The 26,158-nt window shown below is 67.9% G+C and carries 39 protein-coding genes; 3 read left to right on the top strand and 36 right to left on the bottom strand.

Annotated features, from left to right (window positions below; all coding sequences use genetic code 11):
• Nucleotides 1-83: 83 nt before the first annotated feature.
• The 32 genes from ACF089_RS11350 to ACF089_RS11195 all read right to left on the bottom strand — a co-directional run bounded on the left by ACF089_RS11350 (nt 84) and on the right by ACF089_RS11195 (nt 17,887).
• Nucleotides 84-1,106, bottom strand: coding sequence for a DNA-directed RNA polymerase subunit alpha (locus ACF089_RS11350; protein WP_003956430.1), 1,023 nt, complete (start codon nt 1,104-1,106; stop codon nt 84-86).
• Nucleotides 1,107-1,231: 125 nt separating this feature from the next.
• Nucleotides 1,232-1,636 (bottom strand): 30S ribosomal protein S11, encoded by a 405-nt coding sequence (gene rpsK, locus ACF089_RS11345; RefSeq protein ID WP_003956432.1) that lies wholly within the window; start codon nt 1,634-1,636, stop codon nt 1,232-1,234.
• A gap of 100 nt (nt 1,637-1,736) precedes the next feature.
• Nucleotides 1,737-2,117, bottom strand: coding sequence for a 30S ribosomal protein S13 (rpsM, locus tag ACF089_RS11340; RefSeq protein WP_190121688.1), 381 nt, complete (start codon nt 2,115-2,117; stop codon nt 1,737-1,739).
• Between the two features lie 195 nt (nt 2,118-2,312).
• Nucleotides 2,313-2,426 (bottom strand): 50S ribosomal protein L36, encoded by a 114-nt coding sequence (gene rpmJ / locus ACF089_RS11335; protein ID WP_003956441.1) that lies wholly within the window; start codon nt 2,424-2,426, stop codon nt 2,313-2,315.
• Between the two features lie 63 nt (nt 2,427-2,489).
• Complete coding sequence (infA, locus tag ACF089_RS11330; protein WP_003956442.1) at nt 2,490-2,711, bottom strand: translation initiation factor IF-1; 222 nt, start codon at nt 2,709-2,711, stop codon at nt 2,490-2,492.
• Between the two features lie 269 nt (nt 2,712-2,980).
• Nucleotides 2,981-3,817 (bottom strand): type I methionyl aminopeptidase, encoded by an 837-nt coding sequence (gene map / locus ACF089_RS11325; protein WP_392024939.1) that lies wholly within the window; start codon nt 3,815-3,817, stop codon nt 2,981-2,983.
• Nucleotides 3,818-3,984: 167 nt separating this feature from the next.
• Nucleotides 3,985-4,644 carry an adenylate kinase gene (locus ACF089_RS11320; RefSeq protein ID WP_392024936.1) on the bottom strand — a complete coding sequence of 220 codons (660 nt, stop codon included), beginning with the start codon at nt 4,642-4,644 and terminating at the stop codon, nt 3,985-3,987.
• A complete protein-coding gene (gene secY / locus ACF089_RS11315; protein ID WP_392024934.1) occupies nt 4,644-5,963 on the bottom strand; it encodes a preprotein translocase subunit SecY in 1,320 nt (439 codons plus the stop codon). The genes ACF089_RS11320 and secY overlap by 1 nt, the downstream gene beginning before the upstream one ends.
• A 257-nt stretch (nt 5,964-6,220) precedes the next feature.
• Nucleotides 6,221-6,676 carry a 50S ribosomal protein L15 gene (gene rplO / locus ACF089_RS11310; protein ID WP_392024932.1) on the bottom strand — a complete coding sequence of 152 codons (456 nt, stop codon included), beginning with the start codon at nt 6,674-6,676 and terminating at the stop codon, nt 6,221-6,223.
• A 1-nt stretch (nt 6,677) separates the two neighbouring features.
• Nucleotides 6,678-6,860 carry a 50S ribosomal protein L30 gene (gene rpmD / locus ACF089_RS11305; protein ID WP_005313525.1) on the bottom strand — a complete coding sequence of 61 codons (183 nt, stop codon included), beginning with the start codon at nt 6,858-6,860 and terminating at the stop codon, nt 6,678-6,680.
• Entirely contained in the window at nt 6,860-7,465 is a 606-nt protein-coding gene (gene rpsE / locus ACF089_RS11300) for a 30S ribosomal protein S5 (RefSeq protein WP_005313527.1), read from the bottom strand. Before rpsE ends, rpmD begins: the two co-directional genes overlap by 1 nt.
• Before the next feature lie 46 nt (nt 7,466-7,511).
• Nucleotides 7,512-7,895 carry a 50S ribosomal protein L18 gene (rplR, locus tag ACF089_RS11295; RefSeq protein ID WP_392024930.1) on the bottom strand — a complete coding sequence of 128 codons (384 nt, stop codon included), beginning with the start codon at nt 7,893-7,895 and terminating at the stop codon, nt 7,512-7,514.
• Between the two features lie 3 nt (nt 7,896-7,898).
• Nucleotides 7,899-8,438 carry a 50S ribosomal protein L6 gene (gene rplF / locus ACF089_RS11290; protein ID WP_392024927.1) on the bottom strand — a complete coding sequence of 180 codons (540 nt, stop codon included), beginning with the start codon at nt 8,436-8,438 and terminating at the stop codon, nt 7,899-7,901.
• A gap of 20 nt (nt 8,439-8,458) precedes the next feature.
• On the bottom strand, nt 8,459-8,857 hold the full coding sequence (rpsH, locus tag ACF089_RS11285; RefSeq protein ID WP_392024925.1) for a 30S ribosomal protein S8: 399 nt from the start codon (nt 8,855-8,857) through the stop codon (nt 8,459-8,461).
• 261 nt (nt 8,858-9,118) lie between these two features.
• A complete protein-coding gene (locus ACF089_RS11280; protein ID WP_003956452.1) occupies nt 9,119-9,304 on the bottom strand; it encodes a type Z 30S ribosomal protein S14 in 186 nt (61 codons plus the stop codon).
• A gap of 3 nt (nt 9,305-9,307) precedes the next feature.
• Nucleotides 9,308-9,865, bottom strand: a complete 558-nt coding sequence (gene rplE / locus ACF089_RS11275) for a 50S ribosomal protein L5 (protein ID WP_323449569.1) — start codon at nt 9,863-9,865, stop codon at nt 9,308-9,310.
• Nucleotides 9,865-10,188: a 50S ribosomal protein L24 gene (gene rplX / locus ACF089_RS11270; RefSeq protein WP_392024922.1), complete on the bottom strand. Its 324-nt coding sequence runs from the start codon at nt 10,186-10,188 to the stop codon at nt 9,865-9,867. Before rplX ends, rplE begins: the two co-directional genes overlap by 1 nt.
• 2 nt (nt 10,189-10,190) lie before the next feature.
• Nucleotides 10,191-10,559, bottom strand: a complete 369-nt coding sequence (gene rplN / locus ACF089_RS11265; RefSeq protein ID WP_003956455.1) for a 50S ribosomal protein L14 — start codon at nt 10,557-10,559, stop codon at nt 10,191-10,193.
• Between the two features lie 102 nt (nt 10,560-10,661).
• Complete coding sequence (gene rpsQ, locus ACF089_RS11260; protein ID WP_392024919.1) at nt 10,662-10,949, bottom strand: 30S ribosomal protein S17; 288 nt, start codon at nt 10,947-10,949, stop codon at nt 10,662-10,664.
• Complete coding sequence (rpmC, locus tag ACF089_RS11255; protein ID WP_323449566.1) at nt 10,949-11,173, bottom strand: 50S ribosomal protein L29; 225 nt, start codon at nt 11,171-11,173, stop codon at nt 10,949-10,951. The genes rpsQ and rpmC overlap by 1 nt, the downstream gene beginning before the upstream one ends.
• Nucleotides 11,173-11,592, bottom strand: a complete 420-nt coding sequence (gene rplP / locus ACF089_RS11250) for a 50S ribosomal protein L16 (protein WP_072485538.1) — start codon at nt 11,590-11,592, stop codon at nt 11,173-11,175. Before rplP ends, rpmC begins: the two co-directional genes overlap by 1 nt.
• 5 nt (nt 11,593-11,597) lie before the next feature.
• Entirely contained in the window at nt 11,598-12,428 is an 831-nt protein-coding gene (gene rpsC / locus ACF089_RS11245) for a 30S ribosomal protein S3 (RefSeq protein WP_153486749.1), read from the bottom strand.
• Complete coding sequence (gene rplV / locus ACF089_RS11240; protein ID WP_351547911.1) at nt 12,428-12,775, bottom strand: 50S ribosomal protein L22; 348 nt, start codon at nt 12,773-12,775, stop codon at nt 12,428-12,430. The genes rpsC and rplV overlap by 1 nt, the downstream gene beginning before the upstream one ends.
• A gap of 42 nt (nt 12,776-12,817) precedes the next feature.
• On the bottom strand, nt 12,818-13,099 hold the full coding sequence (gene rpsS, locus ACF089_RS11235; protein ID WP_030351437.1) for a 30S ribosomal protein S19: 282 nt from the start codon (nt 13,097-13,099) through the stop codon (nt 12,818-12,820).
• A 12-nt stretch (nt 13,100-13,111) separates the two neighbouring features.
• Complete coding sequence (rplB, locus tag ACF089_RS11230) at nt 13,112-13,948, bottom strand: 50S ribosomal protein L2 (RefSeq protein WP_392024914.1); 837 nt, start codon at nt 13,946-13,948, stop codon at nt 13,112-13,114.
• 37 nt (nt 13,949-13,985) lie between these two features.
• Nucleotides 13,986-14,306 (bottom strand): 50S ribosomal protein L23, encoded by a 321-nt coding sequence (gene rplW / locus ACF089_RS11225; RefSeq protein WP_392024912.1) that lies wholly within the window; start codon nt 14,304-14,306, stop codon nt 13,986-13,988.
• Nucleotides 14,306-14,956, bottom strand: coding sequence for a 50S ribosomal protein L4 (gene rplD, locus ACF089_RS11220; protein ID WP_392024910.1), 651 nt, complete (start codon nt 14,954-14,956; stop codon nt 14,306-14,308). Before rplD ends, rplW begins: the two co-directional genes overlap by 1 nt.
• Before the next feature lie 5 nt (nt 14,957-14,961).
• Entirely contained in the window at nt 14,962-15,606 is a 645-nt protein-coding gene (gene rplC, locus ACF089_RS11215; protein WP_351547860.1) for a 50S ribosomal protein L3, read from the bottom strand.
• 14 nt (nt 15,607-15,620) lie between these two features.
• A complete protein-coding gene (rpsJ, locus tag ACF089_RS11210; protein ID WP_003948644.1) occupies nt 15,621-15,929 on the bottom strand; it encodes a 30S ribosomal protein S10 in 309 nt (102 codons plus the stop codon).
• A 509-nt stretch (nt 15,930-16,438) separates the two neighbouring features.
• The gene (locus ACF089_RS11205; protein ID WP_392024907.1) at nt 16,439-16,969 is read right to left on the bottom strand and encodes a hypothetical protein; all 531 of its coding nucleotides are present in this window, start codon (nt 16,967-16,969) and stop codon (nt 16,439-16,441) included.
• Between the two features lie 101 nt (nt 16,970-17,070).
• On the bottom strand, nt 17,071-17,529 hold the full coding sequence (locus ACF089_RS11200; protein ID WP_392024905.1) for a hypothetical protein: 459 nt from the start codon (nt 17,527-17,529) through the stop codon (nt 17,071-17,073).
• Between the two features lie 67 nt (nt 17,530-17,596).
• Nucleotides 17,597-17,887: an alpha/beta hydrolase gene (locus ACF089_RS11195; protein WP_392025701.1), complete on the bottom strand. Its 291-nt coding sequence runs from the start codon at nt 17,885-17,887 to the stop codon at nt 17,597-17,599.
• Nucleotides 17,888-18,633: 746 nt separating this feature from the next.
• On the opposite strand from ACF089_RS11195, the gene ACF089_RS11190 reads away from it, so the two are divergent.
• Nucleotides 18,634-19,500 carry a helix-turn-helix domain-containing protein gene (locus ACF089_RS11190; protein WP_392024903.1) on the top strand — a complete coding sequence of 289 codons (867 nt, stop codon included), beginning with the start codon at nt 18,634-18,636 and terminating at the stop codon, nt 19,498-19,500.
• An 81-nt stretch (nt 19,501-19,581) separates the two neighbouring features.
• On the opposite strand, the gene ACF089_RS11185 is transcribed toward ACF089_RS11190, so the two are convergent.
• From ACF089_RS11185 to ACF089_RS11170, 4 genes are all read right to left on the bottom strand, one after another.
• A complete protein-coding gene (locus ACF089_RS11185; protein WP_392024901.1) occupies nt 19,582-19,986 on the bottom strand; it encodes a type II toxin-antitoxin system PemK/MazF family toxin in 405 nt (134 codons plus the stop codon).
• A gap of 520 nt (nt 19,987-20,506) precedes the next feature.
• Nucleotides 20,507-21,022 (bottom strand): hypothetical protein, encoded by a 516-nt coding sequence (locus ACF089_RS11180; RefSeq protein WP_392025699.1) that lies wholly within the window; start codon nt 21,020-21,022, stop codon nt 20,507-20,509.
• Nucleotides 21,023-21,027: 5 nt separating this feature from the next.
• Nucleotides 21,028-22,467, bottom strand: coding sequence for a hypothetical protein (locus tag ACF089_RS11175; RefSeq protein WP_392024900.1), 1,440 nt, complete (start codon nt 22,465-22,467; stop codon nt 21,028-21,030).
• Nucleotides 22,468-22,528: 61 nt separating this feature from the next.
• Nucleotides 22,529-22,966 carry a hypothetical protein gene (locus ACF089_RS11170; RefSeq protein WP_392024897.1) on the bottom strand — a complete coding sequence of 146 codons (438 nt, stop codon included), beginning with the start codon at nt 22,964-22,966 and terminating at the stop codon, nt 22,529-22,531.
• A gap of 218 nt (nt 22,967-23,184) precedes the next feature.
• On the opposite strand from ACF089_RS11170, the gene ACF089_RS11165 reads away from it, so the two are divergent.
• Both ACF089_RS11165 and ACF089_RS11160 read left to right on the top strand, forming a co-directional pair.
• Nucleotides 23,185-24,924: an RNA ligase family protein gene (locus ACF089_RS11165; protein ID WP_392024895.1), complete on the top strand. Its 1,740-nt coding sequence runs from the start codon at nt 23,185-23,187 to the stop codon at nt 24,922-24,924.
• Nucleotides 24,911-26,158 (top strand): RNA repair domain-containing protein (locus ACF089_RS11160; protein WP_392024892.1); only part of this gene is annotated, 1,248 nt, incomplete at its 3' end. The genes ACF089_RS11165 and ACF089_RS11160, both read left to right, overlap by 14 nt.

Genomic DNA, 26,158 nt, shown 5'->3' with positions numbered 1-26,158 from the left:
AGGGCCCGGGAAAGGGCCCGTCCGGCGGTCGAGAACTCGGGCCGGGCCCGCGGAGCGAATCCGCGGGCCCCGCCGGAGGAGGATCAGTACTGCTCGGTCTCCACGAAACCGGCGTCCGCGTCGTCGTCGGCGCCGAAGGCGTCGGCGGCGGCGGTCGGGTCGAATCCGGGGGGGCTGTCCTTGAGCGCCAGGCCCATGCCCGCCAGCTTCGCCTTGACCTCGTCGATCGACTTGGCGCCGAAGTTGCGGATGTCCAGCAGGTCCGCCTCGGAGCGCGCGACCAGCTCGCCCACGGAGTGGATGCCCTCACGCTTGAGGCAGTTGTAGGAGCGGACCGTCAGCTCCAGCTCCTCGATCGGCAGCGCGAGATCGGCGGCGAGGGCGGCGTCCGTGGGGGACGGGCCCATGTCGATGCCCTCGGCGTCGATGTTCAGCTCGCGGGCGAGACCGAACAGCTCGACCAGGGTCTTTCCGGCGGACGCCATGGCGTCGCGCGGGCGCATCGCCTGCTTGGTCTCGACGTCGACGATCAGCTTGTCGAAGTCGGTGCGCTGCTCGACACGGGTCGCCTCGACCTTGTACGTGACCTTGAGCACCGGGGAGTAGATGGAGTCGACCGGGATCCGGCCGATCTCCTGGCCCACCTGCTTGTTCTGGACGGCGGAGACATAGCCGCGACCGCGCTCGACGGTCAGCTCCATCTCCAGCTTGCCCTTGCCGTTCAGCGTGGCGAGGACCAGGTCGGGGTTGTGCACCTCGACGCCGGCCGGGGGCGCGATGTCGGCGGCGGTGACCAGACCCGGGCCCTGCTTGCGCAGGTACATCACGACCGGCTCGTCGTGCTCCGAGGAGACGACCAGCTGCTTGATGTTGAGGATCAGGTCGGTGACGTCCTCCTTGACACCCGGCACGGTGGTGAACTCGTGCAGGACGCCGTCGATGCGGATGGACGTGACCGCCGCACCCGGGATCGAGGAGAGGAGCGTACGGCGGAGGGAGTTGCCGAGGGTGTAGCCGAAGCCCGGCTCCAGGGGCTCGATCACGAACCGGGAGCGGTACTCGTCGACGACCTCTTCGGTCAGCGAGGGACGCTGAGCGATCAGCATGGGGAAATCCTTCAGTCGTGGGCGCCCGCTATTTGACGCCCGACGGATGTCTTACAAGGGTACGGGCGGCACGACCCGAAGGAGCCGTACCGCCCGTAACCACAGCCACTCGGCTCAAGCGAGCGTCAGACGCGACGACGCTTGGGCGGACGGCAGCCGTTGTGCGGGGTGGGGGTGACGTCCTGGATCGAGCCGACCTCGAGGCCGGTGGCCTGGAGGGAGCGGATCGCGGTCTCACGGCCGGAGCCGGGACCCTTGACGAAGACGTCGACCTTGCGCATGCCGTGCTCCTGCGCGCGGCGGGCGGCCGACTCGGCGGCCATCTGCGCGGCGAAGGGGGTGGACTTGCGCGAGCCCTTGAAGCCGACGTGGCCGGCGGAGGCCCAGGAGATCACGTTGCCGGACGGGTCCGTGATCGAGACGATGGTGTTGTTGAACGTGCTCTTGATGTGCGCGTGGCCGTGAGCGACGTTCTTCTTTTCCTTGCGGCGCACCTTCTTGGCAGCGCCCTGACGACCCTTGGGGGGCATCTATATCTCCTACGGGAGGTGGTCGGTCCTACAGCGAAGACCGCTTGGCTGTGCGGGGCCCGGAGGTCGCCCTCCGGCGTTCCGCAGCGTCCGCTGAGGACTACTTCTTGCCCGGCTTCTTCTTGCCGGCGATGGCGCGACGCGGGCCCTTGCGGGTACGAGCGTTCGTGCTGGTGCGCTGGCCGTGGACCGGCAGGCCGCGACGGTGACGCAGACCCTGGTAGCAGCCGATCTCGACCTTGCGGCGGATGTCGGCCTGGATCTCACGACGGAGGTCGCCCTCGGTGCGGAGGTTGGCGTCCACGTACTCGCGGATCTTGACCAGGTCCTCTTCGGCCAGGTCGCGAACGCGGGTGTTCGGGTTCACGCCGGTCGTGGCGAGGATCTCCTTGGACCGGGTGCGCCCGATACCGAAGACGTAGGTGAGTGCGATCTCCACGCGCTTTTCACGCGGGATGTCGACACCGGAAACGCGTGCCATTCAACGGCTCCTGTGTTTCTGGGGGTCTTCCACAGAACCGGATCCCGACCGCCGACCCCACTGCTGTGGAGTGGTACGTCCGGGTCCCCGGCCCCCGCCGGAGGTGTCGCCGGCCCTTTCGGGCTGGGCGGGTTCTGCGTATGTACGAATTGCTCGCGTCGCGCGAAGAACTGCGATGGTGCAGGTCGGCGTGCGTCAGCCCTGGCGCTGCTTGTGGCGCAGGTTGTCGCAGATGACCATGACCCGGCCGTGACGGCGGATCACCTTGCACTTGTCGCAGATCTTCTTGACGCTCGGCTTGACCTTCATGGGGTGAGGTTCTCCGGGTCAGTGCCGACACCCGCCCCGGAACCGGGAAGGGCGCGACAAGATCTACTTGTACCGGTAGACGATCCGGCCACGCGTCAGGTCGTACGGAGACAGCTCCACCACGACCCTGTCGTCCGGAAGGATTCGGATGTAGTGCATCCGCATCTTGCCGGAGATGTGCGCGAGGACCTTGTGACCGTTCTGAAGCTCCACCTTGAACATCGCGTTCGGGAGGGACTCGATCACGGTGCCCTCGATCTCGATGGCACCTTGCTTCTTGGCCACGCTTCGCCCTTCGAATCGGCTACCTTGATCGACTCCCGCCGCCGTGTGCAGACACACGGGTACACGAGAGCCGACGCATCAGTCTACGTCAGCCCATTCGAAATGACTAATCCTGGATGATTGCCCACCCGGGAAGATCCTTACGCCCCGGAACCCGAAAGGCCCGGTCCGACTTCGGACCGGGCGGATCGGGACGGGGCGGGATCCGCCGGCGCGCCGAGGCCGGCGCGCGGTGCGGTCCGGCGGGCCCGCGCGGGCCCCGGACGGGCTCAGCCCAGCGGGTCGGGGGCGGCGGTGATGCCCAGCTCCGCGAGCTTGGCGCGGCCGCAGTCCGGCGCGGTGAGCACCAGCGGGCCCTCCTCGGTGACCGCCACCGAGTGCTCCCAGTGCGAGGACCAGGTGCCGTCCGTGGTGATCACGGTCCAGTCGTCGGCGAGCACCTCGGTCTGCGGGGTGCCGAGCGAGACCATGGGCTCGATCGCCAGACAGAAGCCGGGCACCAGCTTGGGGCCCTTGCCGCGCTTGCGGGCGACATAGTTCAGCAGATGCGGGTCCATGTGCATCTCGGTGCCGATGCCGTGGCCGCCGTAGTCCTCGATGATCCCGTACCGGCCGCCGCCGGGCTTCGGCTGGCGGCGGATGTAGGTCTCGATGGCGCGGGAGACGTCCACCAGCCGGTTGCCCGGCTTCATCGCGGCGATCCCGGCCCACATCGACTGCTCGGTCACCCGGGACAGCTCGATCAGCTCCGGAGCGTGGCCCTCGCCCACGAAGACGGTGAAGGCCGCGTCGCCGTGCCAGCCGTCGATGATCGCGCCGGCGTCGACGGAGAGGATGTCGCCGTCCTTGAGGACGGTCTTCTCGTCCGGGATGCCGTGGACGACGATCTCGTTGACCGAGGTGCAGATCGTCGCGGGGAATCCGCCGTACCCGAGGAAGTTCGACTTCGCGCCGTGATCGGCGATCACCTTGCGGGCGATCTCGTCGAGGTCCTTGGTGGTGGCGCCGGGCACGGCGGCCGCGCGGGTCGCTGCGTGGATCGCCGCGACGACCAGCCCCGCCTCGCGCATCTTCGCGATCTGCTCCGGGGTCTTGATCTGCACCATGGCCTTGCCTCACCCTCCGCGCGGACTCATCGCCGCCGCCTTCGCGGAGGCGGTGGCGCTCCGCTGTGGTCGCTCAATTATGGGCCGATGCCCTGGGACACCGCTCAACAGTACGGCCGCGACACCCCTCGGGGCACCGCGGCCGTACTGTCGGGTAACGCCTGCCGTCAGGCCGTCTCGGGCTTCTTCAGCGCGTCCATCGCGCGCCGGGTCACATCGGTGACCTTGCCCAGGGCCGAGATCGTCACCACGAGGCCCTGGCCCCGGTAGTAGTCGATGATCGGCTCGGTCTGGGTGTGGTAGACCTCAAGACGCTTCCGCACCGTGCCCTCGGAGTCGTCGTCGCGCTGATACAGATCGCCGCCGCAGGTGTCGCAGACACCGTCCTGCTTCGGCGGCGAGTAGGTCACGTGGAAGACATGGCTCGAGTCGTTGCGGCAGATGCGACGGCCCGCGATCCGCTTCACGACCTCGTCCTCGGGGACCTCGAGGTCCAGCACCGCGTCCAGCGTCATGCCCTCGGACTTCAGCATCGCGTCCAGCGCCTCGGCCTGCGAGACGTTGCGCGGGAAGCCGTCGAGCAGGAAGCCGTTCCCGGCGTCCGGCTGCTCCATCCGGTCCTTGGCCATGCCGATGGTGACCTCATCGGGCACCAGCTCTCCCGCGTCCATGTAGGACTTGGCCTTCCGACCGAGGTCGGTGCCTTTGCTGATATTGGCGCGGAAGAGGTCGCCCGTTGAGATGTGCGGGATCGACAGGTTCTCGGCAAGGTACGCAGCCTGCGTTCCCTTGCCGGCACCAGGAGGCCCGACGAGGACGATTCGCATCAGCGGAGGAACCCTTCGTAATTGCGCTGCTGGAGCTGGCTCTCGATCTGCTTCACGGTCTCCAGACCCACACCCACGATGATGAGGATGCTCGTCCCGCCGAACGGGAAGTTCTGGTTCGCGCCTCCGAAGCCTGCCAACGCCATCGTCGGGACAAGAGCAATCAGACCCAGGTACAGCGAGCCCGGCCAAGTGATCCTGTTGAGCACATAGCTCAGATACTCGGCAGTAGGTCGACCAGCCCGGATTCCCGGGATGAAGCCACCATACTTCTTCATGTTGTCCGCGACTTCCTCGGGGTTGAACGAGATAGCCACGTAGAAGAACGCGAAGAACACGATCAGGAAGAAGTACGCGGTGATGTAGTAGGGGTGGTCACCCTTGACGAAGTACGACTCGATGAACGTCTTCCACCCGGAGGTGCCGCTGGAGAACTGCGCCACGAGCGCCGGGATGTACAGCAGCGACGAGGCGAAGATGACCGGGATGACACCGGCCTGGTTCACCTTGAGCGGGATGTACGTGGAAGTGCCGCCGTAGGAGCGGCGGCCGATCATGCGCTTGGCGTACTGAACCGGAATGCGCCGCTGGGCCTGTTCCACAAAGACGACCAGGCCCACCATCACAAAGCCGATCAGGATGACGGTGCCGAATTCGATCCAGCCCTGAGCGAGCTTGCCGCTCTCCTTGATGGCCCACAGCGCGCCCGGGAAGCCGGCCGCGATCGAGATGAACATCAGGATCGACATGCCGTTGCCGATGCCGCGGTCGGTGATCAGCTCACCGAGCCACATGGTGGCGGCGGTGCCCGCGGTCATGGTGACGACCATGACGATGGTGGTGTAGATGGATCGGTCCGGCACGATCTGATTGGCGACCTGACAGCCACTGAACAACGCGCCGCTGCGAGCCGTGGCGACCAGGCCGGTGCCTTGCAGCACCGCGAGAGCGACCGTGAGATATCGGGTGTACTGCGTAATCTTCGCGGTACCGGACTGGCCCTCCTTCTTGAGGGCCTCCAGCCGCGGAATGACCACGGTCAGCAGCTGCAGGATGATGCTCGCCGTGATGTACGGCATGATGCCCAGCGCGAAGATGGTGATCTGCAGCAGCGCGCCGCCACTGAACATATTCACCAGGCCGAACAGGCTGTTGTTGCTCTCTGAAGCCTGTTTGACACAGATCTGTACGTTCTGGTAATCGATGCCGGGGACCGGGATGTGCGACCCGATCCGGTACAGCACGATGATGCCGAGCGTGAAGAGCAGCTTCTTGCGCAGGTCGGGCGTCTTGAACGCCCGGGCGAACGCGGTGAGCACGGTGCCTCCTGCGACCCCCGCGCTACTGCGTCAGAGGTGACGGTCTTGAGGATCGACGAATACGAATCAGGCAATCCCATACAGCCCCTGCGGAAGCGGACCATACGGGCACGAGGGCAGAGCCCCCGCATCTTTACAGCAACAGTGCACGCCACCTTACCGGCGACAGTGCCCCCCTTGGAACGACCAACCGGGGATGCCCCATTTGAGAGGGCATCCCCGGTCGGATGTTTCAGCTTTCAGCCACTGAACTGGTCTCAGACGAGCTCGGTGACGCTACCGCCGGCGGCGGTGATCTTCTCCTTGGCGGAGCCGGAAACGGCGTCAACCGTCACCGTCAGCGCCACGGAGATCTCGCCCTGGCCCAGGACCTTGACGAGGCTGTTCTTACGAACCGCACCCTTGGCGACCAGACCGGCCACCGTGACTTCGCCACCCTCGGGGTAGAGCGAAGCGAGCTTCTCCAGGTTGACGACCTGGTACTCGGTACGGAACGGGTTCTTGAAGCCCTTGAGCTTCGGGAGACGCATGTGGAGGGGCATCTGCCCGCCCTCGAAGCGCTCCGGAACCTGGTAACGGGCCTTGGTGCCCTTGGTTCCACGACCAGCGGTCTTACCCTTGGACGCCTCACCACGACCCACACGGGTCTTGGCGGTCTTGGCGCCCGGGGCAGGACGGAGGTTGTGGACCCTCAGCGGGTTGTTCTCCGCCATGTCAGTCGACCTCCTCAACCGTCACGAGGTGGCGGACGGTGTGCACCATTCCGCGGAACTCGGGGCGGTCCTCCTTGACAACCACGTCGTTGAGCCGCTTGAGGCCCAGCGAACGCAGCGTGTCGCGGTGGTTCTGCTTGCTGCCGATGTACGACTTCGTCTGCGTGATCTTGAGGCGGGCCATTACGCACCCGCTCCCGCACGTGCACGCAGCAGAGCCGCGGGGGCGACGTCCTCGAGGGGCAGACCACGGCGAGCCGCGATCTCCTCGGGACGCTGCAGGCCCTTGAGGGCCGCCACGGTCGCGTGCACGATGTTGATCGCGTTGTCGGAGCCGAGCGACTTCGACAGGATGTCGTGGACGCCGGCGCACTCCAGAACGGCGCGCACCGGGCCACCGGCGATAACACCGGTACCGGGGGAAGCGGGCTTCAGCAGGACGACGCCCGCAGCCTTCTCGCCCTGGATGGGGTGCGGGATGGTGCCCTGGATACGGGGGACCTTGAAGAAGTGCTTCTTGGCCTCCTCAACACCCTTGGCGATGGCGGCCGGCACCTCCTTGGCCTTGCCGTAACCGACACCGACGGTGCCGTCACCATCGCCCACCACGACCAGCGCGGTGAAGCTGAAGCGACGACCACCCTTCACAACCTTGGCGACGCGGTTGATCGCGACAACGCGCTCAACGTACGCGGTCTTCTCGGCGGCAGCTGCGCCGCCGTCACGGCCCTTCCGGTCCCGCCGCTCGCCGCCACCGGCACCGCTTCCGCGGCGCTGGGGTCCAGCCATTGGATTTACCTCTCTCTGTTACGTCCGTTAGTCCCGGAACCGGGGCTTAGAACTTCAGCCCGGCTTCGCGGGCGGCGTCAGCCAGAGCGGCAATGCGCCCGGCGTACCTGTTGCCACCACGGTCGAACACGACGGCCTCGACGCCGGCGGCCTTGGCGCGCTCAGCGACCAGGGCACCGACCTGCTTGGCCTGGGCGCTCTTGTCGCCCTCGCCACCGCGGATCGAGACGTCCAGGGTCGACGCCGACGCGAGCGTGTGGCCCGCGATGTCGTCGATGACCTGGGCCACGATGTTGCGGTTGGAACGCGTCACGACCAGGCGAGGACGCTCCGGAGTACCGGAGACGTTCTTGCGGACGCGGATGTGGCGTCGCTTGATGGCAGCGCGCTTGTACGCGTCGCCCTTAGCAATCTTGACACCGTATGCCATGGCTTACTTACCCGCCTTTCCGACCTTGCGGCGGATGACCTCGCCCGCGTACTTGACGCCCTTGGCCTTGTACGGGTCAGGCTTCCGCAGCTTGCGGATGTTCGCGGCGACCTCGCCGACCTTCTGCTTGTCGATGCCCTCGACCGAGAACTTGGTCGGCGACTCGACCTTGAAGGAGATGCCCTCGGGCGCCTCCACCAGGATCGAGTGGCTGTAACCGAGCTGGAACTCCAGGTTGGAGCCCTTCGCGGCGACGCGGTAACCGACACCGCTGATCTCGAGCGCCTTGGTGTACCCCTGGGTCACACCGGTGATCATGTTCGCCACCAGCGTGCGGGACAGGCCGTGAAGGGCCTTGTTCTGACGCTCGTCGTTCGGGCGGGTGACGCTGAGCACGCCGTCCTCACCCTTAACGATCTCGATCGGCGCGGCGACGGTGTGCGTGAGGGAACCCTTGGGGCCCTTCACCGCGACCGTACGGCCATCGATGGTGACGTCCACACCGGCGGGAACCTGGATGGGGAGCTTGCCGATACGCGACATTGCTTTTCCTCCGTTCCCGACTACCAGACGTAGGCGAGGACTTCCCCACCCACGCCCTTCTTCTGAGCCTGCTGGCCGGTCAGGAGGCCGTGCGACGTGGAGATGATCGCCACGCCGAGGCCGCCCAGAACCTTGGGCAGGTTGGTGGACTTCGCGTACACACGGAGACCCGGCTTCGAGATCCGCTTGATGCCCGCGATGGAGCGCTCACGGTTCGGGCCGAACTTGAGCTCCAGGACGAGGTTCTTGCCGACCTCGGCGTCCTCGACCTTCCAGCCCGTGATGAAGCCCTCCTGCTGGAGGATCTCCGCGATGTGCGACTTGATCTTGCTGTGCGGCATCACGACGGCGTCGTGGTAAGCCGAGTTCGCGTTACGCAGACGCGTCAGCATGTCTGCGATGGGATCAGTCATGGTCATGAATTGGCCTTCGGCCTCTCTCGCCGGGGTTTCCTGTATGCGCCATCCCTCTCCCCACACAGGGGCGGGACGGGTGCGGCGCGGGGACCTACGGCGTAGTAAGTCGTACGGGCGGCGGACGCCCAACCCTCCCAGCCTAAGCCATGGAGAGCGGGGCCTCCGCCAACCCTCTGCTTACCGAGAGACTCCAGTGATCCAGTCCAACGCTGCCGTCCGGATGACGCCCCTGGGGGGCGGTGTCCGGACGACGGGCCGGAAGGACTACCAGGAGCTCTTGGTCACGCCCGGCAGCTCGCCACGGTGAGCCATCTCACGAAGGCACACGCGGCAGAGGCCGAACTTGCGGTACACGGAGTGGGGACGACCGCAACGCTGGCAGCGCGTGTAGGCACGCACGCCGAACTTGGGCTTGCGGGCGGCCTTGGCAATGAGAGCCTTCTTCGCCACGGCTCACGCCTCCTTGAACGGGAAGCCGAGGTGACGGAGGAGCGCGCGGCCCTCGGCGTCATTGGTCGCCGTGGTGACCACGGTGATGTCCATACCCCGGACGCGGTCGATCTTGTCCTGGTCGATCTCGTGGAACATGACCTGCTCCGTGAGACCGAAGGTGTAGTTGCCACGGCCGTCGAACTGCTTGGGGGACAGACCACGGAAGTCGCGGATGCGCGGAAGCGCGAGCGACAGGGTGCGGTCCAGGAACTCCCACATGCGGTCGCCACGGAGAGTGACGTGGGCGCCGATCGGCTGACCCTCACGCAGCTTGAACTGCGCGATGGACTTACGGGCCTTGGTCACGGCCGGCTTCTGACCGGTGATCGTGGTGAGGTCCTTGATGGCGCCGTCGATCAGCTTGGAGTCGCGGGCGGCGTCGCCCACACCCATGTTGACCACGATCTTGACGAGGCCGGGAACCTGCATGACGTTCTCGTACGAGAACTCCTCAAGCAGCTTGCCCTTGATTTCCTCGCGGTACTTCGTCTTGAGACGCGGAGTGGTGGTGGTAGCCATCAGATGTCCTCACCCGTCCGCTTGGCAACGCGGATCTTGTTGCCCTCGTCGTCGAAGCGGTAACCGACACGGGTCACGACCTTGTTGCCGTCCTTCTCCACGACGAGCTGAACATTGCTCACGTGGATGGGGGCCTCGGTGGTGATGATCCCGCCGGTCTGCGAACCACGAGCGGTCTGGCCGGCCTTGGTGTGCTTCTTGACCCGGTTGACACCCTCGACCAGGACGCGGTCCTCACGGGGCATGGCCTGAATGACCTTGCCCTGCTTGCCCTTGTCCTTACCGGTGATGACCTGAACCAGGTCGCCCTTCTTGATCTTCATGCTTACAGCACCTCCGGCGCGAGCGAGATGATCTTCATGAACTTCTTCTCGCGCAGCTCACGGCCCACGGGGCCGAAGATACGGGTGCCGCGAGGGTCGCCGTCGTTCTTCAGAATGACGGCGGCGTTCTCGTCGAAGCGGATGTACGAGCCGTCCTGGCGGCGGCGCTCCTTGACGGTGCGAACGATGACCGCCTTGACGACGTCACCCTTCTTCACGTTGCCACCGGGGATCGCGTCCTTGACGGTGGCGACGATGACGTCACCGATGCCCGCGTAGCGGCGACCCGAGCCACCGAGAACACGGATGCAAAGGATCTCCTTGGCACCAGTGTTGTCGGCGACACGCAGTCGCGACTCCTGCTGGATCACGTCTATCTCCTGATTTGTCTGCCGGTTCCCGGCGAGGGGGCCCGTTGCCGGGACCCCTCACCGAGCCTGGCGGAACTGACCTGAGGGAAACCCCTCAGGTGATTACTTGGCCTTCTCGAGGATCTCGACGACGCGCCAGCGCTTCGTGGCGGACAGCGGCCGGGTCTCCATGAGGAGGACACGGTCGCCGACGCCCGCGGCGTTCTGCTCGTCGTGCGCCTTGAGCTTGTTCGTACGGCGGATGACCTTGCCGTACAGCGCGTGCTTCACACGGTCCTCGACAGCGACGACGACGGTCTTGTCCATCTTGTCGCTGACGACCAGACCCTCACGGGTCTTACGGAAACCGCGTGCTGCGGTGTTCTCTTCAGTCACATTGCTCTCGCTCATCAGGCGCTCTCCACCGTCTCGATGCCCAGCTCGCGCTCGCGCATCAGGGTGTAGATCCGGGCGATGTCCTTGCGGACGGCCTTCAGCCGGCCGTGGTTCTCGAGCTGCCCGGTCGCCGCCTGGAAGCGGAGGTTGAACAGCTCTTCCTTGGCCTCGCGGAGCTTGTCAACAAGCTCCTCGCTGCCCAGCTCGCGCAGCTCGGACGCCTTGGTTCCGGCCGACATCACGCCTCACCTGCCTCGCGCCGAACGATGCGGCACTTCATCGGAAGCTTGTGAGCAGCGCGGGTGAGCGCCTCACGAGCAATCTTCTCGTTCGGGTAGGACAGCTCGAACATCACCCGACCGGGCTTGACGTTCGCGATCCACCACTCAGGGGAACCCTTACCGGAACCCATGCGGGTCTCGGCGGGCTTCTTCGTCAGCGGACGGTCCGGGTAGATGTTGATCCAGACCTTGCCGCCACGCTTGATGTGGCGGGTCATCGCGATACGAGCCGCCTCGATCTGGCGGTTGGTCACGTACGCCGGAGTGAGGGCCTGAATGCCGTACTCGCCGAACGCAACCTGCGTACCACCCTTGGACATACCGCTGCGCTTGGGGTGGTGCTGCTTGCGGTGCTTGACCCTACGGGGGATCAGCATGTCGGTCAGGCCTCCGTTCCGGTGCTCTCAGCCGGAGCAGCGGCAGCGGCGTCGGCCTTGGGGGCCTCGGCAGCGGCGTTCTGCTGCGGCTTACGACCGCGACCGCCACGCTCGCCACCGCGGCCACCACGGCCGGCCGGGCGGTCGGAACCACCACGGGCCGGACGGTTGCCGGCGCGGGCGGCGGCGTTCTCGGCGCGGACCTCGGCGATGTTCTTGACGTCGCCCTTGTAGATCCAGACCTTCACGCCGATACGGCCGAAGGTCGTCTTGGCCTCGAAGAAGCCGTACTCGACGTTCGCGCGGAGCGTGTGCAGCGGCACACGGCCCTCGCGGTAGAACTCCGAGCGGGACATCTCGGCGCCGCCGAGACGGCCACCGCACTGGATCTTGATGCCCTTGGCGCCCGCCTTCATCGCCGACTGCATGCTCTTACGCATGGCGCGACGGAAGGAGACACGGGAGGACAGCTGCTCGGCGACGGCCTGGGCCACCAGCTGAGCGTCCACCTCGGGGTTCTTGACCTCGAGGATGTTCAGCTGGACCTGCTTGCCGGTCAGCTTCTCCAGCTTGCCGCGGATCTTGTCGGCCTCGGCGCCGCGGCGACCGATGACAATGCCCGGACGAGCGGTGTGGATGTCCACGCGGACACGGTCACGGGTGCGCTCGATCTCAACCTTCGAGATGCCGGCGCGCTCCATGCCGGACGTCAGCATCCTGCGGATGGCGACGTCTTCCTTGACGTAGTCCTTGTACAGCTTGTCGGCGTACCAGCGGGACTTGAAGTCCGTGGTGATACCGAGCCGGAACCCATGCGGGTTAACCTTCTGGCCCATTACCGGGTTCCTTCCTTGCTGCTGACGACCACGGTGATGTGGCTGGTCCGCTTACGGATCCGGTAGGCGCGACCCTGGGCGCGCGGCCGGAACCGCTTCAGGGTCGGACCCTCATCCACGTACGCCTCGCTGATGAACAGCGAATTGGCGTCACTGTGGTCGTAGTTGTGCGCGGCGTTGGCAATGGCGCTGTCCAGCACCTTGCCCACCGGCACGCTCGCGGCCTGCGGGGCGAAACGCAGGACCGCCTGAGCCTCCGTGGCATCCATGCCACGGATGAGGTCCACCACGCGGCGGGCCTTCATGGGCGTGACGCGGATGTACCGCGCCTGGGCCCTGGCTTCCATGGTTGTCCCTTCAGTGTCTGTCATGATCGGTCACACCCCGCCTTAGCGGCGCTTCGACTTCCGGTCGTCCTTGACGTGGCCGCGGAAGGTGCGCGTCGGCGAGAACTCGCCGAGCTTGTGGCCGACCATCGACTCGGTGACGAACACCGGGACATGGATCTTGCCGTTGTGCACCGCGATCGTGTGGCCCAGCATGGCCGGGACGATCATCGAGCGACGGGACCAGGTCTTGATGACGTTCTTGGTGCCTGCTTCGTTCTGTACGTCCACCTTCTTGATCAGGTGGTCGTCGACGAAGGGCCCCTTCTTGAGACTGCGCGGCATCTAAACCCGCTCCTAGCGCTTCTTGTTCGTCTTGCGGCGGCGGACGATGTACTTGTTGCTCGCCTTCTTGGGAGAACGAGTACGACCCTCCTTCTGACCCCACGGGCTGACCGGGTGGCGACCACCGGAGGTCTTGCCCTCACCACCACCGTGCGGGTGGTCAACCGGGTTCATCGCGACACCGCGGACGGTCGGGCGAACGCCCTTCCAGCGCAGACGGCCGGCCTTGCCCCAGTTGATGTTCGACTGCTCGGCGTTGCCGACCTCGCCGATGGTGGCGCGGCAGCGGGCGTCGACCAGCCGGATCTCTCCGGACGGCATACGAAGGTGGGCCATGGTGCCCTCCTTCGCCAGCAGCTGCACGGAGGTGCCCGCGGAACGGGCGAACTTCGCGCCGCCGCCGGGCCGCAGCTCGATGGCGTGGATGGTCGTACCGACCGGGATGTTGCGAAGCGCCAGGTTGTTGCCGGGCTTGATGTCGGCCCCAGGACCGTTCTCCACGCGGTCACCCTGCGACAGTCCACGCGGGGCGACGATGTAACGCTTCTCGCCGTCCGCGTAGTGCAGCAGCGCGATGCGCGCGGTGCGGTTGGGGTCGTACTCGATGTGCGCGACCTTCGCCGGCACGCCGTCCTTGTCGTGACGACGGAAGTCGATCACACGGTAGGCGCGCTTGTGGCCACCACCCTGGTGGCGGACGGTCACACGACCGGTGTTGTTACGGCCACCCTTGCTGTGCAGAGGGCGGACCAGCGACTTCTCCGGCGTGGACCGCGTGATCTCGACGAAGTCGGCGACGCTGGAGCCACGACGGCCCGGAGTCGTCGGCTTGTACTTGCGGATACCCATTTCTCAGTCCTCGTCCGATATCGGACCGAGGTCTCCGTTAGGAGACCTGGCCGAAGATGTCGATACGGTTGCCCTCGGCAAGGGTCACGATGGCGCGCTTGGTGTTGGCGCGCTTGCCGAAACCGGTGCGGGTGCGCTTGCGCTTGCCCTGCCGGTTGATCGTGTTGACCCCGGTGACCTTGACCGAGAAGACCGCTTCCACGGCCTGCTTGATCTGGGTCTTGTTGGCACGCGGGTCCACGACGAACGTGTACTTGTTCTCGTCGAGCAGCGCGTAGCTCTTCTCGGAAACAACCGGCTTGACGAGGATGTCGTGCGGGTCCGTGAAGGTCTTGGTGGTAACGGTCGCCTCGGACATCAGGCGTCGCTCCCTTCGGTCTCGTTGGCCTGGGGGCCAGACACGAAGGTCTCGAAGGCGGCCTGAGTGAAGACCACGTCCTCGGAGCGGATCACGTCGTACGTGTTCAGCTGGCCCGGCTCCAGGATGTGCACCTGGGGCAGGTTGCGGGCGGACAGCCACGCGGCCTCGTCGGAGCGCTCGACGATCAGGAGCGTGTTCTTGCGCTCCGAGATCTTGCCGATCAGCGTCCGGACGGACTTGGTGGAGATGCCGTCCTCGACCACGCCGGTGACGACGTGGATGCGCGAGTTGCGGGCCCGGTCGGTGAGGGCACCGCGCAGGGCGGCGGCCTTCATCTTCTTCGGGGTCCGCTGCGAGTAGTCACGCGGCACGGGGCCGTGGACAACGCCACCGCCGGCGAACTGCGGGGCGCGGGTCGAACCCTGACGGGCGCGGCCGGTGCCCTTCTGGCGGTAAGGCTTCTTGCCACCACCACGGACCTCGCCACGCGTCTTGACCTTGTGCGTGCCCTGACGGGCGGCGGCCAGCTGCGCGACGACGACCTGGTGGATCAGCGGGATGCTGACCTTGGCGTCGAAGATCTCGGCCGGGAGCTCAACGGTCCCGGTCTTGTCGCCCGCGGGCGACAGAATGTCAATGGTGCTCATAGTCCTCAGGCCCCCTTGGCCGCAGTGCGGACCAGGACCAGGCCGCCGTTGGGACCGGGAACCGCGCCCTTGATGAGCAGCAGGCCCTTCTCCGCGTCAACGGCGTGAACGGTCAGGTTCTGGGTGGTGACCCGCTCGTTGCCCATACGGCCCGCCATGCGGAGACCCTTGAACACACGGCCCGGGGTGGCACAGCCACCGATGGAGCCGGGAGAGCGGTGCTTGCGCTGGGTGCCGTGACCGGCGCCGAGGCCCTTGAAGTTGTGACGCTTCATGACACCGGCGAAGCCCTTGCCCTTGCTCTTGCCCGTGACGTCGACCTTGACGCCGGACTCGAACACCTCGGCAGTGATCTCCTGGCCGAGCGTGTACTCGCTGGCGTCGGAGGTGCGGAGCTCCACCAGGTGGCGGCGGGGGGTCACGTCGGCCTTGGCGAAGTGGCCCTTGAGGGGCTTGTTCACCTTGCGAGGGTCGATCTCGCCGAAGGCGATCTGGACCGACTCGTAGCCGTCGGAGTCATTCGTACGGACCTGGGTAACGACGCAGGGCCCAGCCTTGACGACAGTGACCGGGACGACACGGTTGTTCTCGTCCCAGACCTGGGTCATGCCGAGCTTCTCGCCCAGGACGCCCTTGATCTGCTTTGCCATCTCTTCCGTGCCTCTCAGAGCTTGATCTCGATGTCAACGCCGGCCGGAAGGTCCAGGCGCATCAGCGAGTCAACGGTCTTGGGCGTCGGGTCGAGGATGTCGATCAGGCGCTTGTGCGTGCGCATCTCGAAGTGCTCGCGCGAGTCCTTGTACTTGTGCGGCGACTTGATGACGCAGTACACGTTCTTCTCAGTGGGCAGCGGCACCGGGCCTGCGACCGACGCACCAGTGCGAGTCACCGTCTCGACGATCTTCTTCGCCGAAGAGTCGATGACCTCGTGGTCGTAGGCCTTGAGCCGGATGCGGATCTTCTGTCCCGCCATGGCTACTTCGTAGTCCTGTCTGTTTGTGGAAACGCTCTGGAACTCGGTGAGTACCGCACTCTTGTCCGACCCACGCGGTCGGGCGTGTCGCACTCCCTCTACGCAGAAATCCCGAAGGATTTCCCAACCAAGGGGGTGCGGGCCCTGGCCCGCGCATCGAGGGAAGAGCTCCCACCGAGTGCCTGGCCGGTACCCCGCTGACACTTCCCGGAAGATTCCCGTACGTCCGCCCCAGCGCTGCCCTGGGGCAGATGGAGCGACGAGTACTGTGGGACTCGCTTCCGGTCCTCCCGGCGGGAGGCGCGCAGCATCGGCACTCAACCGAGCAACCCCGACAGTCTGCCACACGGGGCACGGACCTGGCCAATCGAGCCGTAGAGAGTACCCCAGCTCACCGAGGGCTACGCGCGGGGGACGCTGGGGCACGGGCCCGGGCGCCTCCGGGACCGACCCGAGGCCCCGATCGGTTACGGAACGCAGTCGCGCGGCCGCGTCCCGGGCCGGGGCGATCAGCCGGCCGGCCCGGCGCGGAAGCACTTCGTGGCGACGCTCACCTCGATCGCGGATCCGTGCTTCCCGCCGGGCGCCGCGATACGCAGCCGGAGGTCGGCGGCGACCTGGCCGTCATCGGATTCCGCGACGATCCGCGGCGACTTCGCACGGCTGTCGTCCAGCCCCTCCCCGGCGATGCTCCAGCCGCTTGCGGGGAGCTTCTCCTTCAGCCGGTCCATGGCCCCCTCCAGCTCGGCCTCCGTGGGCCCCCACAGGCTCCAGAGGTGATTGACGCGCTGCACCCCGGAGCCCTCCGGGTGATCGGAGCAGCCGAGGGGAACCGGCATCGAGTCCTTGGCCTTCGCCCTGTCCTTCAGCCCGATGACGTCGAGGATCTGACCGGACGCCCGCGCGACCCGTTGCTTCACCGCGGCCTCGGAGCGAACGGGAACCCCCTCGGAGCCCGCCCCGGCCCCGTCGCCCCCCTTGTTCCCGTCCACCTGCGAGCACCCTCCCAAGAGCAGAGCCACCGCGAGCACTGCGGTCACGGACCGAGGCTTCCTGCTCACTCTTCATCCATCCGTATCGGCCGTTGATCACATACAGCGGGGTACGAGTCCGGGCGGGGCGGGGGCGGCTTCGGGCGCGTTCAGTAGCGGTCGACCCGCTGGCCCTCCGGCACCTGGTAGCAGCCGGAGACCACGGTCACGGTGAGTTGCGGGCGCTCGTTCTTCGCCAGATGGACGACGCTGACGCTGAACTTCCGCTCGTCGTTGTCGCCGGTCAGGCGCAGGTTCTTGTTCGGGCTGGAGTCCCGCTCGTAGTGGACGATCTTCCAGCCCTGCTGGGGCAGCTTCTTCTTGAGCCGCTCCATGACGCCCGCGAGCTGATCGCCCGAGGGCGGCGTGAGGCTCCAGGGGTGCCGCATCTGGTAGTAGGTCTCGCGATCCTTGCCGTCACCGCATTCGCTGACCCTGGGGCCTCCCTCGGACGTCTCCCCCTTGATTCCGATGAGGTCCAGGATTTCGCTGGAGATCTGCTTCGTGTCTTTCGTAGCAGCGTCTATGCGCTTCACTCCCGACGAGGGCACCGGGTTGTCCGAGTCCATATCGCATCCTGTGATCGAGGCGAGAGCGAAGGCGAGCGGGAGAGCCACAGCCCACTGCTTGATCTTCTTAATCTTCAAGTTCCACGTTCCTGTGTTGTCCCGCCACCACCTGGGCCTGGTTCAGCAGACTGGCGATGCCCACCCGGACGCCCGGGCTCCCCGCGAAGATCACGTCGTCCGTGTTGAGATCTCCCTGCCGGGCTGCCGATCCGATGAGGGTCGAGCCGTACGAGTGGCCGATGGCGGTGGTGTGGCTCGGGGTATCGACGGCTCGGGAGGCGTCGAGGCCGTTGAGGAACTGGTTGAAGGCCGGTGCCCCGTCGTTCGCGTAGTGGCTGAAGGGGGCGTCCTTGACGATCGGCGCTGAAGCCGAGCAGATACGCCTCGGGCAGCCCCTCTGTCCCGGTCGCGTTGGACCGGCCCTCGATGCTCTGCATGTCCTTGAGCGAGTGAGTGAGGCGCTCGTACTCGTCCCCTGCCATACGCGCCTTCTCCTCCCCGTTCACGTTCAAGCCCGTCGGACGCTACCGGCGACGGCGGACCGGCCCGCTACGGACCGGTAAGGATGTCCGAATACAAGCGAGCCGGGGCTGAAGCGGGTCGTGGGACGGGGCGGGCGGGGCTCCGGTGACGCGGGGCTGTTCGGGAGGGAGCGGGGATCTCGTCTCTGCGCCTTCCGAGGGCCATCACTCGCATGGGTGAACATCGCCAACTCGGCCGGCGGAACACGTGGCTCGGCCGCCAACCGAGCCGCACCCTCTATAGGTGTCCATAGGCGGCGACGATCGCCAGGCTCACGAAGCCCACCGCCGTCGCGGGGCACGTCGGGCCCCGCGACCGAAGCACGGGCGGGCGGGTTCCGGTGGCGCGGGCGGTCTCCTTCGGAAGGGAAAACGGGAGGAAAGAACCTCGCCAAACCCCACCTTTACCGCCCACCACCGCGGCCTCACCCGCACGGGTGAACATGCTCGACTGAGCTGGCAATGAGCGGGGTTGAGTGCCCTAGGCTCGCGGCGCAACCTGATCGCAGACATGCGTCGGCCCCCGCCGGGACTGCAATCCCAGTGCGAGGGCCTGACCATCGAGGAAGCAAGGACCTTCCCGTTGGATACCCAACAGCCTAGCGCGCCCGCGCATCCCCCGTCCGGCGTTACCCGCGACACGCGACGCCCACACCACTCGTACGGCGTCACTCACGCCAACTCCCGGCACACCAGCCGCTTCACGGTCATCGGCAACCACCTCGCCCAGCACCCCGAGCTGTCCCTGCTGGCGATCGGTCTGGCCGTGCACATCCAGTCCCTGCCGACCGGGGCCCGGGTCGACATCAAGTCCCTCGCCGCCCGCTTCACCGAGGGCGCGAGCCGTATCTCCGCCGCCCTGCGCGAGCTGGAGGCCTTCGGCTATCTGCGGCGCACGCGCGAGCGGATCCCCGACGGGCGGATCGTCACCCGCACCGTCTCCTGCAACCAGCCGGGACGGCCGGCGCGACGGGAAGCCCCCGGCACCCGCCCGCCGCCGGCCGAGCCCCAGCGGCCGGCCCGCCGGGAGCCCGCCCCTCTCCTCGTACCCCGGCCCGGCTTCCCCGCCCCCGCGCTGCTCCAACAGGCCGCCGACCTCCTCGCCTGCCTGCACCGCACCGACCCACGACTGCTGCTCTCCGCGCGGGACGCCGCCCAGCTGGCCCCCGGCGTCGCCGCCTGGCTGGAGCGCGACACCACCCCCGCCGCCGTCCACCACGCCCTCACGGCCAACCTCCCCCCGACCCCCCTCCACCGCCCCTCCGCCCTCCTCGCCCACCGCCTCACCGCCCAGCTCCCACCCCCACCCCCCTTCCGCCCCCTCACCGAGCGGCACCCCCTCCAGAACTGCGACCTCTGCGACCGCGCCTTCCGCGCCCCCGAGCCCGGCACATGCGGCGGCTGTCGAACCACCGCTCTCGCGTCCCAGCACTCCGGCCGTAGATCGTGATCTCGGTGGTGAGAGGCGGCCGGCGTCGAGCATCTCGCCCGGGAGCGCCCACGCCGTCGCGGGCGTCGGCCCCTTCTCCGTCTACCCGAGTTCACCGAGCCGGAGGGCATCCCCTATCTCGCTGAGCTTCGCGGTCGTGGCCGGGGTCCGCTCCTGCGCTTGTTCGGCGAGTCGGAGGGCGTCGTCGATCTCGCCGAGCTTCACGGAGGACAGGACGGCCGCCCGCTCCATCAGGTCGTCCCGGGACACAGTCGTCAGCCACGTGCACGGCGTGAAGCCCGGACGCGGGAACGCGAGCCGCAACACGCCTTCGAACGGCAGTCCTTCACCGGTGCCGACCGTCACTTCGATGCCCAGACCGCTGAGGTCGACGCCCGCCGGAGCGACGACCTGCATCACCCGGATCCCGGACGTGTCGTCTCCCGACAGCAGGACGACCAGCCTCCGCTCGTCGAACTGGACCCACCAGACTTCGCCACGCTGCACAGGTCCTCCAGACACATGACGGCAGGCAGACGCGGCGCGACCCCGACGCGCTGTGGAGACGGGCGCGGCCACCGTTGATCATCGGTGTGTGAAGACTGAAGATCATGCGATGACCGCAGGTCACAGCGTAGCCCTGCCCGCCGGCAGGAGGCGTTCACGGGCCTGATGGCCCGGATCACGGACCGGTTCGCACGGGCCGAGCCCCGACGTCGGATCGGGCGCTCGGGCTGCTGTCGGACCCGCCGCGCAAAGACTGCTGGACCATCTGAGAGCGGGCCGAAGAGAGCGCCCCGGACGGCATGCGGCACCTGCTCGGGCGGGCCACGTGGGACGCCGACCAGGTCCGCGACGACGTGCCGGCCTACGCGGTGGAGCATCTGCGGGATGAACTGCTCGCGGCCTACCAGCCCCGGCCGGGGGATCTGCCCGCAGAAGTCGCCGACACGGAGAAACCGGTCGCGTGCCTCATAACCCCGCCTGCGCCGTCCGGCGCGTCACAACGCCCTCAGATACACCCGTCTCAGTAAGCGGTCAGATAGACACGTGCGCGACCGTCGGCGCGGTCCTCGATATGGATCTCAATACCTTGGACGTGCCGTCGCCGCTTGTCTCCGACGCACGGAGGGCAGACACTCGTCGACCGCACATCCCGGATCTCATGGGGCAGGACCAGATCGAGATGCGCGAAACCATCGTCGCTCAGAGAGGACGAGACGTTCGTGACCTTCAGGGGATAATCCGACCGAAGATCGTCAGCCACCGCTTCCGCAGCCTTCTCCTCAGTGAGGAACGACAGCAGATAGACCCGCTCCTGAGGCTGCACCCGCACCGCGCCTTTCACCTCCACCGCCCCCTTCGGCACCTGAACGCGCATGAATTCGACAGCCTGCGAGGCTCCCGCGTCTTTCTCCCAGTAGGGAAAAGAATCTCTGCGGACTTCTCGCTTCCCGTCAGCGGACGAACAGCCGGCGAGCAGCAGCACCGCGAAGCTGGCGACAAAAACACGCACCGCATATCGTTCCCACGCGTGCCGCATATGCTTCACCGATTCTCCTCCTCACCGCGGGACACATCCGCCCGGGTCCCCTCCCGTCCCGGATCCCGCGGCATGAGGGCAGAAGGTGCGGAGGCATCGAGGTCGTGGACGTAGAAGGAACTACTGCCGCGCATGTCAAATTCCTGAGCGATGCCCGTTCTATGCAAGCGCCCCATATCTTCGTCTCGAATATCGAGACCTCCGGGAAGTTTCGTAGACTTCCCCACATCCCAGTTGTAACGGTCCCAGACATTGACCTGGTATTCGAGCGAAACTTTAGGTTTTCCATTCTCGCCAGGACTCACAGAGACCAGACCGGATACGTTCTGCGAATGGGATCCGACTGCATGAAACCACTCGCCTCCCCGAAAGGTTCGATCTTCTTTCTTGCTCTCCACCGGGATGACCACGGTCCTGTCACCTCCAGCTTTTTGGAACTGATCCAACGCATCTTTGCGCCAGGACTCCTGGTGAGACATCAGATGCAACTCGTTGACTTGCAACCGAAATTTTTCATCCTCATGAAGAATTCGATCCACATCGAGATCCAAGGGCTCCCCTGTGCCATCGAGGTAGTGCAGCATATTCCGCGATGCCCCTACCTGCCCTGCAACATCCCCAGCGGTCGCGATCCCCAATGCACGCGCGTGCAGCCACACATCCCTCGGCGTCGGCCTCTCCACGCCGAAGGCTCCCGACCCTTCGTCGGGGGGCGTCCATTTCAGAGTCGGGTCCATGATTCCCGCGGCCCGCAGCTCATCCCCCCGCTCCTGAAGCAGCACTCCCCGGGTGACCGGGTCCAGGCTGCGCCACCACTCCGGAATCCGTTTTCTGTCCTCGGGCATGCCGGCCGCCCTGCCCGCGGCCTCCAGGGAGGGGTAGGGGCTGTCGGCGGCCTCGCGGTTGAAGCCGTTCAGGGTGCCGTCGAAGGGGTCGGAGTCGCGGACGGCGGCTTCGAGGAGGACACGGAGGCCGTCGTCGGCGACGGAGACGGAGTAGACGGCGCGGCGGATGTGGGCGGACCATTCGGCCGCGGCGGCGCGGACGTCCCGCTGGTAGTTGCCGTCGTGGACATAGGCCGTGCGCTCGGCCTGGGTGAGGCGCTCGGTGTCGTAGGAGACGACGCCCTGGTCGGAGACGCGCATACCGGCCTCGACGGCGCCGGCGCGGGCGGTCTCCACCCGGCGCTGGAGGTCGGCGAGCTGGGCGTGGGCGTCGCGCAGGACGGCGGCGACCGCCTTGGCCTCCTGTCGGGCGCCCCGGAACTCCTTGAGCGTCACGGTGAATCTGTCGTTGGCGGCCCGGGCGCTCAGCCCGGCCCAGACCCGGTCGAGCGTGATCCCGTGGACCTCGCGCTCGTACCTCTCCTCCAGCGCCTTGAACCGGCCCGCCATCTCCTCCCACTTGCCTGCGGCCGCGGTGAGCGCGGACAGATCGGTGCTCATCACTTCGTGGTATGTCGGCACGCATCCCCCATGGAGCCGTCGAGCGAGGCGGTTTCGCCGGTCACAGACCGGCTATCCGGGACTGCCGGGCCACGTGGACGCCGACTCCGGCGTCCGTGTCGCCCAGGGCCACGGCGGTGGCGCTCAGCAGCCCCTTCTCGGTGGCCAGGCCGCTGAGCAGCGAGGCGACCTGCGCCTCCCAGGTCTTCTGGGCCTTCTTGAGAGCGCCGGCGGCGTCCCAACCGGAACCGTCCCTGGCCCCCAGCTCCTTCGCGGCCGCGCCCATGGTCTCCGCCGTGAGCCCGCCGTCCCTCCGGACACCGGGCTCCAGATGGTCGTTGATCGCCCTCGCCGCCGCCTTCTTCTCCCGCGGACTCGACGCCAGATCGGGGGCCGCGCCCCCGCCCCCGCCGTCCGGTGCGAGCTGGTTCAGCCGGGTCCGCACGTCCTGCCGGCCGCTCGTGTCGGCCTTGATCCGCGCCCACTCGTCCCATGCCATACGCGCCTGCTCCTCCCCGTTCGCGTTCAAGCCCGTCGGACGCTACCGGCGACGGCGGACCGGCCCGCTGCGGACCGGGAAGGATGTCCGAATACCAGCGAGCCGGGGCCGGGGAGGCACAGGGGACGGTGCGTGCCGCGCGGACAATTCGATCGATCGGCCCGCTCTTCGTCCGTAGAGTGACCCGGCACATCATCACCACCGGGGGTCGAGTCACCATGCGCACGCACTATCCGCGTACCCCCCATCTCCCCTGGTCGCCGGGCGCGGCAGCGGACGATGTGCGCGCCGGGAACGCCGGCGGGCTCGTCGGGCGCGAGGTCGTCGTGACCGAGAAGCTCGACGGGGAGAACACGACGCTGTACGCGGACGGTCTGCACGCCCGTTCGCTGGACTCGGCCCATCACCCCTCGCGGACCTGGGTGAAGGCGCTCCAGGCGCGCATCGGGCACGCCATACCCGCCGGGTGGCGGGTGTGCGGCGAGAACGTGTACGCCCGCCACTCACTCCCGTACGGCGATCTCGACGCGCACTTCTACGGATTCTCCGTCTGGGACGCCGACGGGCGCTGCCTGGACTGGGACCGGACCGTCCGTGTGCTGCGCGGGCTGGGCGTCCCGTCGCCGCGGGTGCTCTGGCGCGGGGTCTACGACGAACGGGCCCTGCGGCGGCTGAGGCTCGACCTCGCCCGGCAGGAGGGGTACGTGGTCCGCACGGCCGCCGGTTTCGGGCAGCGGGAGTTCGGCGACCGGGTCGCGAAGTGGGTGCGGGCCGGCCATGTGCGGACGGATACGCACTGGATGCACTCGGCGGTGGTGGAGAACAGGCTCGGGGCGCGGGCCGCGCTGTGGGCCGTACGGTCCGGGGCGGCGGCCGACGCCGGACAGCTGTCGGCGGCGCTCGGGCTGACCGTGTCCCCCGCCGCCGAGCGGTACGAGGGCGACGGCCGGCTCGGGGACGCGCGCCTCGCCGGCGTACTGGCCTCGGGGCTGCACGGGCGGCGCCGGTCCACGCTGCCCGCCCGGCTGCGCGGGGCGCTGGGGATGCGGCTCGCGCGGCGAGTCGCCGATCTGGTGGGACTGGTGGACGGGGTGCACGGGCCCTATCCGGACGAGGAGCGGCGGGCCGGGCTGATACGGATGTCGTACGCGGCCGATCTGGACGTACTGCACGCCGTCGCCCGGACCTCGGCGGCCACGGCCGAGGAGCGGGAGCGGACCGAGTGGTCGGCGCTGCACGCGGAGGAGATCCGGCCGCTGGGGCCGCTGCCGTTCGGCGGTCTGGACCCGGAGGCGGCCGACCGGTGCCGGGCGGAGGCCCGGCAGGCGTACGCCGAGGGCCGGATCGGCGGCGCGGACGAGGCCGGGGCGGCGACCTGGCGGTGGCGCTCGGGGGCGTACCCCCGGCTGGTGCAGCTGGTCGGGGTCTCGGGCAGCGGGAAGAGCACCTTCGCCCGGACCCTCCCGGCGGCACGGCAGGTGTCGCTGGACGAGCTGAGGGCGGCGGCCGGGGACCGCGGCGACCAGCGCGACAACGGCGGGATTCTGCGGGCCGGGCTGGGCCGGCTGGACGCGGCCCTGGCCGAGGCGGCCGGGGGCGGCACGGTGGTGTGGGACGCGACCTCGCTCAACCGGCGTCAGCGATCGCTGGTGCACGCCGTGGCCCGGCGGCGGAACGCGCTGATCACGCACGCGGTGGTGCTGGTGGACGAGGACGAGGCGGTACGGCGCAACGCGGGGCGGGCGCACCCGGTGCCGGAGCGGGTGCTGCGCGCGCAGCTGGGCCGGTTCTCCCCGCCGTATCCCGGTGAGGCGCACCGGACCTGGTACATCGGGTCGGATGGGGCCGTCGAGGACACGGACCCGGACACGGACCATGGGACAGAAGTCCCGGACGCGGGGACAGCGACCGGGACAGAGCACGGAATGGGCGGGGGCGCGGACAGTGCGGACGAGTGAGGAGATCTTCCACCGGGTGCGGTGGGACGCGCGGTTCGATCCGGCGCGGTTCGTGATGGGGGTGAACCGGCGCGGCGCCGGGGTCAAGCGGATGCCGCTGACCTCGTTCGTACCGGGCGGGGAGATCCCCTGGCACCGGGTGCTGTTCATCGAGGCGGACGGCGAGCTGGTCTGGGACCGGGCGTCGGGGGCCGATCTGATCGGCTCCACCGGCGCCGGGCTGGCCCGGGATCCGCGCCGGCTGCGGGCTCCGTTCTTCGAGCCGCTGGCCTTCGACGGACCGGCCGGACGGACGCCGGACGGAGGCCCGATCCGGGTGCTGACCTGGAACACGCTGTGGGACCGGTACGGCAGTGAGCACATCGACACCGCCCGGCGCCGGCCCCTGCTGCTGGCGGCGCTGCGGGAGGCCGACGCCGATGTGATCGCCCTCCAGGAGGTGGAGCCGGAGCTGCTCGCCATGGTGCGGGCGCAGCCGTGGATCCATGACACGTACACGCTGTCCCCGGGCACCCGGGAGGTGGCCGAGTACGGACTCCTGCTGCTCAGCAGGGCGCCGGTGCGGGAGGTCGGGCGGCATGCGTTCGGTCCGCACAAGGCCGTGCTGGCGATGGTGGTGGAGACCGGGCACGGGCCGCTGACGGTCGCGACGACGCATCTGACGAGCGATCACTCGGCGGAGGGGCCCGCGTCGCGCGAGAAGCAGCTGGCCCGGCTGACGGAGGGGCTGGCGGGCGTGCCGGGGGATGTCGTGCTGATGGGCGACTTCAACGACGCGACGGACCGTCCGCAGCGGACGCTGGATCTCGACGACGCGTGGATCCGCGTCCATGGGCCCGGGGACGACCGGCCGACCTTCGACCCGTCGGCCAATCCGCTCGCCGCGTTGGGGTCGCTGACCGGGGAGCCGGGGCGGATCGACCGGGTGCTGCTGCGGGGGCCGGTGGCCCTGCGGGCGGTGCTGAGGGGCGAGGGCGAGTTCATCTCGGACCACTACGGGGTGGAGGTGGAGCTGACGGGCGCGCCCGATGCCGGGGCGGGAGGCGCGCGGGCGGGCGGGGCTCGGGACGCCGGGGCGGGCGCGCGGGACACCGGGGCGGAGGGCGCGCGGGTGGTCGCGCGGGACACCGGGGCGGAGGGCGCGCGGGCGGGCGGGGCTCGGGACGCCGGGGCGGGCGCGCGGGACACCGGGGCGGAGGGCGCGCGGGTGGTCGCGCGGGACACCGGGGCGGAG

It is taken from the genome of Streptomyces sp. NPDC014894, from assembly GCF_043080985.1.
Taxonomy (GTDB): domain Bacteria; phylum Actinomycetota; class Actinomycetes; order Streptomycetales; family Streptomycetaceae; genus Streptomyces.
The sequence above is the reverse complement of the archived record's forward strand: the minus strand, read 5'-3'. Positions and strand labels throughout refer to the sequence as shown.